The sequence below is a fragment of the Oceanobacillus sp. J11TS1 genome (assembly GCF_018333215.1).
Lineage (GTDB): Bacteria > Bacillota > Bacilli > Bacillales > Amphibacillaceae > Oceanobacillus.
Genome location: NZ_BORO01000036.1, coordinates 13571 through 27665 on the forward strand (window position 1 = coordinate 13571; position 14095 = coordinate 27665).

The following is a 14095-nucleotide window of genomic DNA, read 5'->3' on the forward strand; positions in this document are numbered from 1 at the left end:
CTCCAATGAATTTAAATTTGGATGCAATTATTCCAAAGAAACAGGTCAGACACTGGGAATGGCTGCATCAAATTTATTCTAAATCACGTTGAAATAAATTGTATTGTAAAAAAATGACCCTATTTAAGTGGAACGTGGTTTTGTTGTTTCTCTTGATTCATGTGGTAGACTGTTGGGCTAAGACCAGAAAACGCACGAAAGTCATGGATGAAATGGGCCTGATCATAATAACCGCAAGTTAACGCCAATGTTGTCCAATCAACTTGGTCTCCATCGTTAATGAGCTGAAGTGCATTTTGAAAACGTTGGATGCGGTAAAATTGTTTGGGTGTCATTCCCACTTCTTCCTTGAATACCTGAATAAAACGGCGTGAACTCAAACTAATTTGATCAGTCACATCAGCAATTTTTAACTGATAAGGGAAATCCTGAAATTTCTTTAACGCGAAGACAACTGCTGGATGAAGAGCCGAGGCTTGATTTATCATCTCCAATAAGTAATGTTCAAGAACTCTAAATTTGGCAGCTGGCATTTCAACTTCAAGAAGCTGGTCCCGCATTTCGACCGCTTTTGCCCCCCAAAGTGTTTCTAGAGATATGTGCCTATTATATAATTCATTGGCTGATATATTAAGAAATGGAAAAGCACCACCTGGCTTAAAGTGAATCCCTATTGTGGAAGCTTGACATGCTGTGTCGATAACAGTAAAATCTGAATGCGGTCCAGAAATCAGACTCCCACGGAAACTTTTGAATCGGTCCTGATTCTTTTGATCGTATACCTTAATCAAGTCCTCTTCTAGATTGATAACTAATTCCATAGAGCCGTCTGGAAGGACGCGTTCCATTTCATGAGGCAGCTTATAACTTTTGTAATACCAAAAAATATTTATAAAATTCGACAAGGGTCGCTGGGGATGATAGGTTCGAAAATCAACCATAGCAATCACTACCTTTAATTTATTCTAAAAGACACCATTACTGTTGGCTTGGAATAAAGTTCGATCAACAATGTCATTTAAATCCTTACTTTTAGGGTATTCGGATTATTTGGTAGAAAAGGACTTATAATTAACCCTTTTCCATTTTCTTAATAAGTGTAGAAAAATCAAGTTGCCTGTTATGACGTGATAACAGGACTTTTTATTGTACAAACTTATCCTTCTGATAAGCAATATTATTAAATACCTTCACCCTTATAAAAGGAATTTGTTAAGTTTCAACCCTTCTTCTTATCGATCACGTTTGCTCTCTCCATAATTTCCTGTACTATTGAACCTTTTTCATCCGCATAGTCTTGGACGTGTTTCCATTTACGGTGAGCTAAGTTACGCTTTACGTTTGCATACTTATCTCGATCGGAATGGTTAATTCTTAACCAATTGCGAAACCGCAACATTCGGTCGATCTCAGATGAGCCTTTACTAAATACGTGTAAATTAATATCTGTATCGAGGCCTTTAAAAAGTCGGTGTTGAAACAATCTGGTTCTCGAATACGTAAAGTGTAGCCAGCTTCCTCCAAGTCAGGAGCATAAGCACTTTCGTCAGCAGAATCCTTCACAACCAATAGAATATCAATAATTGGCTTAGCACATAAACCTGGCACTGAAGTTGATCCAACGTGTTCCAACTGAAGTACCTTTTTACCAAGTATGGAATAAATTCTTTTAGCCTCTCGGTCAAATAACCTCGGCCATTCCGGATCATAGTCAAGGAGTGTAATTTGTGCATTGTGAGGTTTTAGCTCTCCAACCATTACTTCTTGAAGTTTTTCTTCATTTTTAGATTTTAAATTATCGTGCATCAAAGTCAATTAAATCTCACTCCATTTCGATTTTTAATAGCATTCAAACGTACCGTACTTTTCAACATGCCACCTATGGAAATATATCTAGCCACTTCAAGATAAACAATATGGTAGACAATATTCATCCATAGTGTTTCTGTATACTTTTTATATAGCTGTAGAGCAATTCCAAAAGTGAAGAGCAGTATAAAATAATCTATAGTTATTGTAAATGGCTCATTAAAGAATATTGACGCCAATGCCATCACTGTAATCGGCACACAAATGAAGATTAACTGTTGCAAAATCAATTCAATTGACTTTCATTACAGAGTGTTTCTAAATGATAACGGATTACTTCCTTCACCTTTTCTGGAGAGTAGACATCAGGTCTTAACAGAGCATGAATGGACAATCCATCAATTAATGCCGCTAGCCTACTTTTTTCTAATTTTACATTAGTTGAATCAGATAAAATCCCTTGTAGGACTAATATCTCAATCATTGAATTTGCTAATTCATACATACCGTTAGTCATTTCATCTTTTTTTTCTTTTAATGTATCACTTGTAAGTGACTGAAGTGCAAGGATCCACCAAACGCTCGTTTCGATTTTCTTTTCTTCATCAATTGGTACAAGCTCCAATAAAACTTCTGCGACTGCCTGCAATGGATTATCTGACCAACATTTACTTTGAGAACGTTTTTTCCCTTCTTCCAGGTAATAATCTATGATAAATAATAACATTTCATCCTTAGTTGAAAAATAATGTCTTAACGCTCCAGCAGACATGCCTGCTTCAACAGCAACTCTTCTTATAGATGCTTTTTCGATTCCGTCTTTCTTAATAATAGTCCAAGCGGCCTCAGCAATTGACTTCCTCTTTTTTTCATGATTAACAGTCCTTGGCATAAAAAATCACTTCCTTTCCTTAACACAGTGTGTTATCATAATTTTAACACAGTGTGTTATTTAAATTATAACATATAAAAAGGAGGGACTCTATATTTGATCGAAAGTATTGAAGCATTGATGCCTTCTTCATCAATAGACACATCGATAGCTTTGCTAATTATTTCTATTTGCGCATTAATTGATATATTAAGTCCTGGTGTACTTGCTGTAACAGCTTATTTATTATTGACACAGCCTAATCAATTATCTTCCCGCTTGCTTGTTTTTTTGTTTATTACGCAGTTTGGCTACTTCGTAGTGGGCTTATTACTATACTTTGGTGGAGATTCGCTATTGAAAGGACTCGGAAAATTATCTGAGTTTGACTTTATCAATTGGTTTTATCTCCTTTTTGGAGCAGTTATTGTTCTAATTAGCTTCTGTAAACCAAATGATACTACAAAAAAACGTTTAATTTCATTTATACCCCAAAAAACAACGTTGAAAGGGATGATCATGTTAGGTATCATTGTTTTTCTAATTGAATTTGTAACTGCATTGCCTTACTTTTATTCCATTTTGTTAATGAATCACCTAACAATTGAGCCTTCCGCTTCTATCTTTATTATAATTGGCTACAATCTTGTAATGGTGCTTCCTTCTCTTCTTTTGCTAGGGGTTAATATTATGTTTAAAGAGAGACTGCAACAATTTCTAAATAAAATTAGATCAAAATTAAATGAAGCTCCGATCTCCTCACTCTTGGTAGCGATAGGAGTAGTAGGTGCGGTTTTTTTCAACATCGGTCTTAGAGGCATATTAAATTAAAAAATTATTAATGAGGTGTTCATCATGAAAGAAATAATCAGTGGACTTGGTCTACTTTTTGTTATACAGGGAGTAGGCGGATTAATCAATCATTTGACTAATGGTGGAAAAAGTTGGTTTTTGGTAAATTATATTAATGCGTTTCAGGGATTTGAAATTGTTATGGACATTATTTTTATTATAGTTGGTGGGATCATAGGTTTAGCCTCTTGGAAAATAGACAGATCAACTAAAAGAGAAAATTAAATATAGAGCAAATTGGACGGTTTATACATAGCCGTCCAGTTTGGCGGATACTCCGTTGAAATATATTTTTAAATATTTATAGAGAGGAACATAAGAATTATTATGAATTCAAGACATATAGGGAGCTCGTCTTCCCAAAAGGAAGAACGATTATACTTTATTGATAACCTAAGAGGAGCTCTTACAGTGTTGGTTGTGCTACATCATTTGGTGTACTTTTCCATCTATAATGAGGTATTAACACAAGGGTCTATTGGGGTTGTAATGGGCCTTCTATTCCTTGCTTTTAATCAGACTTTCTTTATGGGGACATTTTTTCTTATTTCTGGTTACTTTGTCCCTTCATCTTTTGAAAGAAATGGGGCAACTCGGTTTATCAAAGATAGATCTGTCCGATTCCTAATCCCATTTATCTTCTATATTTTCATTCTTAGCCAAGCTCAAGCAATTGAAGCCTATATACTTAACCAAGAGCCTTTTACATGGCAAACCTATTTTTCACATTTAACTTACGGGCCTATGTGGTACGTCGAGCTACTTTTCGTATTCGTTTGTTTATACGCAGTTTGGGCGAAGTTTATGAGTAAAAATAAGCTATCAGTAGTTCGTCAGAGTAAGCCACCCACCTACACAATGCTTGCCATCTTTGTCATGATATTAGCAGTATCGTATTTCATCATAAGACTGTGGGTCCCTGCTCTCGACTTGCCAGGCGGATCTCCCAATGTTCGAGCATTCGTTGGACTATTTACAGCAAGCGGCTATGATCTCCCACAATATGTCGGGCTATTCATTTTAGGCATCATCGCTTATCAACGCAATTGGTTTCGAAATACCCCTGATTCTATGGGGAGGGCGGGTTTTGGAATTGCAATTGGAGCATCGATTCTTCTCCTTCCCTTAGTCTTGATATTTGGGGTAGACGAATTACAGTTTTCTGGCGGCTGGAACTTTACATCTTTGGTTTATTCTCTGTGGGAAGCTCTATTTTGTGTTGGCGTCATTCTCGGATTAATCATATTCTTTCGCAAAAGAGTTTTTCATCAAGGAAAAGGTTGGAGCTTCTTGTCAGCCCATTCCTTCGTGATTTACATCATTCATATACCGATTATCGCTATTGTTATTGCTGGATTGAAGGTCATCCACTTTCCACCGTCCTTCATGTTTCTAGCTACGATTCTGATCACGATACCACTTTGCTTCTTGTTAAGTTATATAATTAAGCAGATTCCCTTTGTGTCAAAGATTCTTTAGGGATGGTGAGTTTTAAAGAAGAAAAAAGGATATGAAGATAACCATATCTGCCCTTATGCTTCTCAAAAATAGAACTAATAAGCCTTTTCCACTTTGAATTTTTATCTGCGTGCTTAAAAGTATTAATTTTATCCTGAATTATTCATACTTCTAATTAGAAGTCCCGAATGTAAATGAAACAGACTCAATTTCTATTTTTATCCGAAAAAATACTAAAATAACGCGTGTAGAAAATAAAAAGGGTGCAGATAAGAAAAAATAGTTGTTTTTGGGCAGACTTCTTCCGTGTTCTTTTAAAGGCTTTAAAATTTCTAGATGATTCCTTATTATTTTCACTCAAATTGGAGATGTTGAACACGACGCAGCACTTTCCAAAAGAAAGAAGCGTACACAAAACTCGAAGCCAGCTTGAAGTAGAAAGAACGCCCTGATTTCACTAGTTTACTGGCAACTTTGATGATACGTGTCCGAATGGTTTGAATTTGCATCTGCTTTTGTCCTTCTGGAAAACAAAGCGTACGCAGCCAATTGGTCAGGTTATAAGCCAATAAGCTCAAGATCATTCGAGCTTCATTTGCCTGAAAAGAATGACTGCTCATGCGATCCAATGCAAAGCCATTTTTCGCTTCTTTGATGTAATTTTCCATGGTGCCTCTTCGTTGATAGGACTGAACAATCACTTACGGAGAGAAGACATCTCCTAAGTTTGTCACAAAAAAGCTATGTGTAAAAAAAATTTCTCCTGCAGGGCGGACCGATTTAATAATGATTTTTCGGGCTTTTTTCCATGATTTTGCCTGGTATTCGCTTTCTTCAAAATAGCACTCAGACTCACTCATATCTTTTGCGGCAGAAGCCGGATGCAATTCATCTGCCAAGCGCTGCAGTTTGGCATTCGACTTTAAGCGAATGACATAAGAAACCGATTCTTTTTCGCATAAATCATATAGATCAGAAACCACCGCAAAACCACTGTCCGCACGCAGAAACGGAGTTATCCATGGAAATTTTTCGTTGTAATGAGTGATAAGCGGGCGAACAAAATCGACAACGCTGTTCGAGGTATAGACATTTCCTGGGCGTAATTCTGATTTAAGAAAATCGGCTGTCACCCCATCAATGGAACGCGAATCAAAGCGATTCAAAAAGCGAGACAGGCTTGGCTGGGAAGCAAGCGCATCTTTTCCAATCATTTGTGTGAATACAGGATCGCTTATCAAGGCATCCGCGGCATCGTCTTCGGCATATCCAGCGATGATTTGATAGATTTTTTGGCGAAGCAAATCTTTATTCGCATGCACAAAATACCGCCGTTCATCGTTTAGTTGTAAGTATTCTGCCAATGTCGCAGAGAAGCCAGTTTTTGCATCGAATTCCCGAAAAATCATTCCACCGGTATCCGAGGATAATTCTCCTCCATTGTTGGATAATTTTATTTTGCGATTGAAATTAAGTGTGATTTTCGGTAAAGTAGCGATTATAAGAACCTTTTCTATTGGTTATTTCTTCGCAGTTTAACCTTATCAGAAATGGGTTCTTTTTTCATTTATTTAGTGTAGCCCATATCTGTCACAGTTACTTGACAGGTATGGGCTGGTGAGCTATTGAGATTTTTCTATGAATAATTCAGGTAAAACAAAATTCCCTACCAAGAATTTTTCTTGGTAGGGTTTTTGGTAGGGAACTATATTATTTTTTTCCATTTTATATATCGTCAAATCAACAAATTACAAATGGAAAATTTTACCATCTATTCCCACTCAATCGTAGCAGGCGGCTTACTCGTAACATCATAAACTACGCGGTTAATATTATCCACATCATTTACCAGACGAGTAGAGATTTTTTCTAAAACATCCCAAGGGATACGCGCCCAGTCAGATGTCATCCCGTCAATAGAAGTTACCGCACGGATACCGATTGTATGTGCATACGTACGTGCATCTCCCATTACGCCAACACTTTTGATGTTTGGAAGGACAGTGAAGTATTGCCAGATATCGCGATCAAGACCAGCTTTTGCGATTTCTTCACGAAGGATTGCATCTGATTCACGAACGATCTCTAAATGTTCCTCAGTAACTTCGCCTAAGATACGGATAGCAAGTCCTGGTCCTGGGAATGGTTGACGCCATACAATGCGGTCAGGAATTCCTAGTTGTGAACCTAATTCACGTACTTCATCTTTAAATAACGTATTTAATGGTTCGATCAGCTCGAATTGCATATCTTCTGGCAGTCCGCCCACATTATGGTGTGATTTAATAGTTTGTGCAGTATCTGTACCACTTTCAATCACATCTGTATAAAGTGTACCTTGTGCTAAGAAGTCAATATCTTTTAGTTTTGCTGCTTCATCGTCAAATACATAGATGAATTCATTTCCGATGATTTTACGTTTTTGTTCTGGATCGGAAACACCAGCTAATTTAGATAAGAAGCGATCTTTTGCATCGACTTTGATGATATTCATGTGGAAGTCTTCTGCAAATACCTTCATTACATCGTCTGCTTCATTTTTACGAAGAAGTCCGTGATCTACAAAGATACAAGTAAGCTGATCGCCGATTGCCTTATGGATTAATGCTGCAACAACAGAAGAGTCTACGCCGCCGCTTAATGCACAAAGAACTTTGCGGTCGCCAACAGTTTCTCTGATTTTTTCTGTTTCCATTTCGATAAAGTTTGCAATGGTCCAGTCGCCTCTACATTTACATACATCGAATACGAAACTGTTTAATAAATCATTTCCATACTCTGAGTGACGTACTTCTGGGTGGAACTGTACACCGTACATTTGCTTGTCAGTATCACTGATTGCAGCAAGCGGAGTAGATGGGCTTGTTGCATCCACTTGGAAAGAAGGCGGTGCTGCAGTGACTTTATCACCATGGCTCATCCATACGGTTTGCTTGGTTGGCGTATCTTTAAATAGAGCTGGGCTTTCATTTAATTCGATTAATGCTTTCCCGTATTCACGGTTTTTAGCGGCTTCTACTTTACCGCCAAAATGTAGGGACATTAATTGCATGCCGTAGCAAATGCCGAGGACAGGAATTCCTAAGTTAAAAATTTCCTCGTCACAGCGGAAGCTATCTTCGTCATAAACGCTGTGTGGTCCGCCGGAAAGAATGATTCCTTTTGGATTCATTTCCTTGATTTCTTCTGCGGTCAGTTTATGTGAATGAAGCTCACTGTACACACCAAATTCACGAATACGACGGGTAATTAATTGGTTATATTGGCTGCCAAAATCTAAAACCAGTACTAATTCATTATTCTCCATAACTAGACTCCAATCTGTATCTATTGTTAATGTATAAACTATACGTTCCTCTACCTCTTACTTGCAATCCATGGCTAGCAGCATCCATCGTGCTATTCACCTATTAAAAACCCGGGTTCCACCTTTCTATTTTCTGCAGCTGGCGCGCACAAAAAAACATAGAAAGACAGAATCCAGGTAACATAAACAAACCTTCTTCTGCCTTCATAGTCGAATCATTTACGGTGACTCGGTAGAAACTTTCGAACCTTATTTTCGAGGATATACGATAGGCATATTAAAACGAATAATTTTTTATTATATAGATAGATGGTATTATATAGATAGATGGTCGTAAGCCATCCGTTTGGCGAGGCTGACTTATTAATATCCATTCCTACACCATTACCTTTTTCATTCTACTAATTGATGCTCGCCGGGTCAAGCGATTATTTGATTGATTAAATTTTTCCATAATTGAATTACTTCCTCTTTTTCGCCTGGTACTTTTTTACTGTAAATCATTCGCTCATAGACATGTGTTAATTTGCCCATATCCTTCGAGTTAAATGCATCATCTATTCTTTTTGCGAATTCCCGCAGTGTTTCATTATCATCTCGCTGATAACCTTTTTGATAAATGATTTTTAACAGGTAGAGATATGCTTCCTGAAATACCTTCTCATTAAAATGATTCTCCAGTTTTCGTTGCAAGAAATAAATACGTATCTGTCTGCGTTTCATGAAAAGAACCAATAAAGCAAGCAAGAGTAAAATCCCTATTCCAATTAAAATATACCTCACTTGTGGGCTCAGTCCTGATTCTTCATCAGAAACTGCGGTATCTGTTTCCTCTTCTTCCTCTGTACTTTCTTCCTCTTCCGGAATATCCTCTGTTTCCATTTCCGGCGCTTCTAACGGCTCCGCTTCCTCTGTAATCGGGGAATCACTTTCTTCCGTATCTGTCTGGAAGTCTGTCATATTCGTAAAACCCTGTGTTGGTTCGAATGGCACCCATCCAACTTCTGGAAAATATACTTCTACCCATGAGTGTGCATTGCTGTTGGTAATCTGCACATGATACTGTTCTTCTCCATTCGAATCAATGCGTTCCCCCCTTGTAAATCCTTTGGACCACCTTGCCGGGATATCCAGCGTTCGGAGCATGACCACCATTGCTGTGGAGAAATTATCACAGTAGCCAATTTGGGAATCAAATAAAAATTGGTCCACATAGTCTTCCTCTTCTCCCGGTGTCGGAATGCCTGTTGTCTGATATTCAAAACCATTGGAGCTAAAATAACGTTCGATTGCCCGCGCTTTATCGTATCTTGTCTCATGGGGTGCGGTAATCTCCTCTGCTAAGTCCCCCACTCTTTTTGGAAGTTCCTCAGGCAGCTGTGTATAACGGTTACGAATGGAGCTGGAATCCTGTTCGGAGCTGTCCCGCAAGACATCTATATCAAAGGATGGATTCGCATACGTCATTTCATAGGATTCTGGCAGTGTATTCCGGCCATTCCGCGTCGTTTCTATCGCCTCTTGACTCTCATCAAGCAAGATCTCAAGGTTTTCATCCGTTGTAACAGCAGAAATCCCATATGGGTAGACGATTTTTGGTAAGGGACTGTTTCCAGTAAAATGAACTTCTGCTTCCAATTCATCCGTTTCCACATTTTCTTGGAAAGTCGATAATGTAATTTGACCATCCGGCTGCTCGAGAAGGTTTCTATCCTCGGATACTTCCCATCCTTTCCCGGTGTACACATCCTTTGTTTCTATTCTCCAGTAATGATCTTCTTCTACTATTGCTTCAAAAAGAACGGTGTCATCTTGAAGAAAAGAACCTCCTAATTGCGTATCGTCTTCTCCATACCCTACTCGTCTAGATCCTATATTTCCATTCCCTATATTGGTTGCAGCATTTTGTAAGAAAGGAACGGGATCCGACCACTGCGGTTCCGATTTTGGCGCTTGATAACCGATAAAGGTAACTACCGCAACCAGGAGAACCATAGGCAATAACCAATATTTTAATCGTTCTCTCACCGAGATAGGAATCTGCTTCCTCTCAATCTCCTTACTTAAGCTGGACATTCCCAAAGCAATAAAGGAAATAACGAAAATACGGACAATGGCATTGGAGCCCTCATAAACAGTGAATGTATCTAAAATACCAATGTATATAAACGTCAATAGAATAAATAAGATAATATTCTTCATTCGGACAAACCAATAATAAAGCAGGTAGCTCATCAGCCAAATAAGAATTAGAAATAAGAAGCTTCTAAAAAAGGTAGTAAGCATATACCATTGTCCTGAGAACATCAGCTCCATATTATAAATGATTTCTTGAAGGCTTTCCCTAATCCAGCTAAAATCAATATAGCTTGCTTCAAAGTACAGGCTATTGATAATAAAAAGGAAGCCAAACCCTTTTGCGACAGTACTAATTAGCCAATGCCATTGAAAGTAGGAAATGAGAAAACAATAAAATGCAAATAAGATAAAAACCCCGATATTCGTGTCAGAGATAGCGCGAAGTGGATAGAACCATTCTAAGAAAAGGCAAAATCCTGCAACATATAATAAAAAGGTATGCAGTGTTTTAATTTGTTTTTGGCTCTTCTTCATTTCAAACTCACCTCGACAGGATCCGTTGCCAGCTGTTCTAGACTTATTTCTTGTACTGCTATATTTGAAAAGCGTAATGGCTCAAGCGTGGATACTACTTCATCAGATGGCGGATTTTCTGAATGTATATAAAGAATAGATAGATGCTTGGTACGTTGTTTTGCTTCTAGAATAGCTTGAACAAGATATGTATCGATCGATGTTAAAATAAGAAAGATACTATCAACTTTACTTAATTGAGCCATTTCTTCACGGAATCGTACAGCAAAAGCCCCCTTCTCTTCGGGTTGAGCTGAGAGAAGATAATTCTTCATTAGTGCCTTTTGATGCGGATTTTGTGCTAAATGAAACCAATATGTCTTCTCACCAATGGAAAGAAAGCTAGTCTGATACCCTTTCCTTTCTAATTTTTCAATGAGAGACAAACTCATTTCAATGGAAGCTTCATAGACAAGCTGCTGTCCGGTCGTATTCTTATTATTATCATGAATCAACACCATATCTGTGCTCTTCTCGCGATCAAATTCCTTTGTCATCATCACTTGTTTTCTGGCTGTTTGTTTCCAATCAATCCGTGTCACACGATCCCCCGGCGCATATTCTCTTATTCCTGAAGCAACCATGGTGTTTGTTTGCTGTAATTGATTGGATAAAGCACCGCCCTGTTCATAGCTCGCCATATCGTGGGCTAAACGAATTTGATGAACATATGGATAGACGACGATTTTATCTTGTACAGGGAAATCATAGCTTTTTTTGATAAAACCAAATAGTTCAGCCGTTTGAATGGTTACTTTCTCTAATGTATGCTCCCCGCGCGGCAAGGCTTGTATATAATAGTTGAATGTGAAGTGTCTGCGAAATAAAGGGAAAAGCATGCGTATCAGTTTACGAGAAATGGTCATTTGTTTGGATGACTGTACAGAAAGATACTTTTCTTTCTTCGTATCTTCCTTCATTAAAGACGGAGGAAATTTTTCTTCAACGGTACAATATAACAAAGGAAATGGAAGCTTCCTTTTGATATGTACCTTCACCAATATTTCATCTCCGGCTTGACCAATCGGATGTTCCACTTCTCGGTGAACTTGCCATGTACGCAATGGGTAGCAGGCAAAAAGAAGCTGATAGATTCCAATGGGGAGAAAGCTATAAAATAAAAACCAACTCACAAATCCTCCTTGAAACATCGCATAGCAGAAAAGCAACGTCATCAGTGCCAAAACGCCAATAATACGAAAAACGATACGGAAATTTTTCTTCATTCTACAATGCCTTTCTTAATCGGAATATGTGCAGCATGAATAATCGAATCGATTAATTCTTCATTTAACCTTCCTTGGTAACGTGCTTCTGCTGTCAGGATAATGCGGTGCGCTAAAACAAATGGCGCTAAATATTTCACATCATCCGGGATAACATAATCCCTGTCCTGCATATACGCATAAGCTTTGGCAGCTTGCATGAGGGCAAGTGCCCCTCTTGGACTAACGCCTAAATAAATCGCACGATCCGATCTCGTCTGCCTGACAATGTTAAGGATATATTGCTGAATGGTTTCATCGATATAAACTTCTTTCGCCTCTTCCTGCGCTCTCAGCAGATCCCTTTGCGACATTACCGAACTAATTTCTTCTATTGGATGATAGGAAGTATTCCGCGAAAGCATTTCCAATTCATCTTCATAAGATGGATAGCCCATACGTAATTTTAATAGAAAACGATCTAATTGCGCCTCTGGCAATGGGTAAGTTCCTTCATATTCGATTGGGTTTTGAGTTGCCATTACAAAAAAAGGGCTCTTCAATTGCCTTGTTTCTCCGTCCACTGTTACACTTTTTTCTTCCATAGCTTCGAGTAATGCCGACTGGGTCTTTGGCGATGTTCGATTAATTTCATCCGCTAACAGAATATTTCCAAACACGGGACCTTCTCGAAACTCAAATTCTAATTCCTTTGGATTATAAATAGATACCCCCGTGACATCAGAAGGAAGTAAATCTGGTGTAAATTGAATTCTAGTAAAATCGCAATTTACCGATTTTGCTAACGTACGCACGAGCATGGTCTTCCCTACCCCAGGAACATCTTCCAATAAAACATGACCCTCCGTTAGTAATGCGACTAGACTCAAGTTTATAATTTCTTCTTTTCCGATAATTACTCTATTAATATTATTTAAGACATCTTTCATCTGCCTGTTTTCCATTCTATTTTCTTGTTCCATCGTCACCCTCCTTATCTGCCGAAACTTTCTACTTTTATGTTACTATACTGAGAATAATAATTAAATGAAATGCATGGTGAAGTTGTTCAAAAAGTTAAATAAAAGTGATACATCGGTAAATGGAACTTCTCTATCCATTTTCTCTCTCCCCTTTTGAACACGCAGCTGTAAAGATTATTTATCTCTTATTATAGACAAAGAGATAAATAACTATTCAGTTATGCAGGAAGAGTGATAGATTTTTTTGGTGGAAGTTTTGATGGTGGTTGGAAAGAAATAGATTATTTTTTGAGCGGGGCCGCTTGGGTTGGAGCGCTTTTCTCCTTTTTTAGAGCGCATTCAGCCTTGGTTGGAGCGCTTTTTTCTTTTTCGGAGCGCTCTCAGCTTAGGTTGGAGCGCTTTTCTTCTTTTTCGAGCGCGTTCAGACTGGGTTGGAGCGCTTTTTCTTTTTTTTTGGAGCGCGTTCTGCCTTGGTTGGAGCGCTTTTTTCTTTTTCGGAGCGCTCTCAGCTTAGGTTGGAGCGCTTTTCTTCTTTTTCGAGCGCGTTCAGCCTTGGTTGGAGCGGATTTCTTCTTTTTCGAGCGCTCTCGGCTTGGCTTGGAGCGCTTTTTTCTTTTTTTGGAGCGCATTCTGCCTAGGTGGGTGGAGCTCTTTTCTCCTTTTTCGGAGCGCGTTCAGCTTGGATTGGAGCGCTTTCCTCCTTTTTCGAGCGCATTCTGCCTGGGGGGAGCACTTTTTCTTTTTTTGGAGCGCTCTCAGCCTAGGTTGGAGCGCTTTTCTCCTTTTTCGGAGCGCGTTCAGCTTGGGTTGGAGCGCTTTCCTCCTTTTTTGGATGACGTACAATAGTCTGTGTAAGATGAATAAATAGGAAAGGTAAGGTTATCCTACCCTTTAGTTAATCACGACAAAAACTAAGAAGAGGAGACCTTACCCATGTCTACTAGTATAACTGATAATG

General features: G+C 38.5%; 10 protein-coding genes, 2 pseudogenes and 1 riboswitch. Of the genes and pseudogenes, 4 read left to right on the forward strand and 8 right to left on the reverse strand.

Going from position 1 to position 14095, the window contains the following annotated elements:
- Window positions 1-119: 119 nt before the first annotated feature.
- The 3 genes and pseudogenes from KI343_RS18090 to KI343_RS18100 form a co-directional block, all read right to left on the reverse strand.
- Complete coding sequence (locus KI343_RS18090; RefSeq protein WP_212927821.1) at window positions 120-941, reverse strand: helix-turn-helix domain-containing protein; 822 nt, start codon at window positions 939-941, stop codon at window positions 120-122.
- Between the two features lie 278 nt (window positions 942-1219).
- Window positions 1220-1725: pseudogene (locus tag KI343_RS18095) on the reverse strand (GrpB family protein).
- A 370-nt stretch (window positions 1726-2095) separates the two neighbouring features.
- A complete protein-coding gene (locus tag KI343_RS18100) occupies window positions 2096-2701 on the reverse strand; it encodes a TetR/AcrR family transcriptional regulator (RefSeq protein WP_212927822.1) in 606 nt (201 codons plus the stop codon).
- A gap of 96 nt (window positions 2702-2797) precedes the next feature.
- Between KI343_RS18100 and KI343_RS18105 the strand changes: the two genes are divergently transcribed.
- From KI343_RS18105 to KI343_RS18115, 3 genes are all read left to right on the forward strand, one after another.
- On the forward strand, window positions 2798-3511 hold the full coding sequence (locus KI343_RS18105) for a GAP family protein (protein WP_212927823.1): 714 nt from the start codon (window positions 2798-2800) through the stop codon (window positions 3509-3511).
- A 24-nt stretch (window positions 3512-3535) separates the two neighbouring features.
- Window positions 3536-3757 (forward strand): hypothetical protein, encoded by a 222-nt coding sequence (locus KI343_RS18110; protein WP_010097533.1) that lies wholly within the window; start codon window positions 3536-3538, stop codon window positions 3755-3757.
- A 102-nt stretch (window positions 3758-3859) separates the two neighbouring features.
- The gene (locus KI343_RS18115) at window positions 3860-5011 is read left to right on the forward strand and encodes an acyltransferase family protein (RefSeq protein WP_212927824.1); all 1152 of its coding nucleotides are present in this window, start codon (window positions 3860-3862) and stop codon (window positions 5009-5011) included.
- Between the two features lie 332 nt (window positions 5012-5343).
- Here the strand turns inward: KI343_RS18115 and KI343_RS18120 are convergent.
- From KI343_RS18120 to KI343_RS18140, 5 genes and pseudogenes are all read right to left on the reverse strand, one after another.
- Window positions 5344-6489: pseudogene (locus KI343_RS18120) on the reverse strand (IS1380 family transposase).
- A gap of 272 nt (window positions 6490-6761) precedes the next feature.
- Window positions 6762-8297: a glutamine-hydrolyzing GMP synthase gene (guaA, locus tag KI343_RS18125; protein ID WP_212927825.1), complete on the reverse strand. Its 1536-nt coding sequence runs from the start codon at window positions 8295-8297 to the stop codon at window positions 6762-6764.
- A gap of 187 nt (window positions 8298-8484) precedes the next feature.
- Window positions 8485-8586: riboswitch (purine riboswitch) on the reverse strand.
- Window positions 8587-8717: 131 nt separating this feature from the next.
- Complete coding sequence (locus KI343_RS18130; RefSeq protein WP_212927826.1) at window positions 8718-10910, reverse strand: transglutaminase-like domain-containing protein; 2193 nt, start codon at window positions 10908-10910, stop codon at window positions 8718-8720.
- The gene (locus tag KI343_RS18135; protein ID WP_212927827.1) at window positions 10907-12175 is read right to left on the reverse strand and encodes a DUF58 domain-containing protein; all 1269 of its coding nucleotides are present in this window, start codon (window positions 12173-12175) and stop codon (window positions 10907-10909) included. Before KI343_RS18135 ends, KI343_RS18130 begins: the two co-directional genes overlap by 4 nt.
- Window positions 12172-13137: an AAA family ATPase gene (locus KI343_RS18140; protein ID WP_212927828.1), complete on the reverse strand. Its 966-nt coding sequence runs from the start codon at window positions 13135-13137 to the stop codon at window positions 12172-12174. Before KI343_RS18140 ends, KI343_RS18135 begins: the two co-directional genes overlap by 4 nt.
- A 231-nt stretch (window positions 13138-13368) precedes the next feature.
- Here KI343_RS18140 and KI343_RS18145 point away from each other — a divergent pair, with 231 nt between their 5' ends.
- Window positions 13369-13983 carry a hypothetical protein gene (locus tag KI343_RS18145; RefSeq protein ID WP_212927829.1) on the forward strand — a complete coding sequence of 205 codons (615 nt, stop codon included), beginning with the start codon at window positions 13369-13371 and terminating at the stop codon, window positions 13981-13983.
- The last annotated feature ends 112 nt before the right edge of the window (window positions 13984-14095 follow it).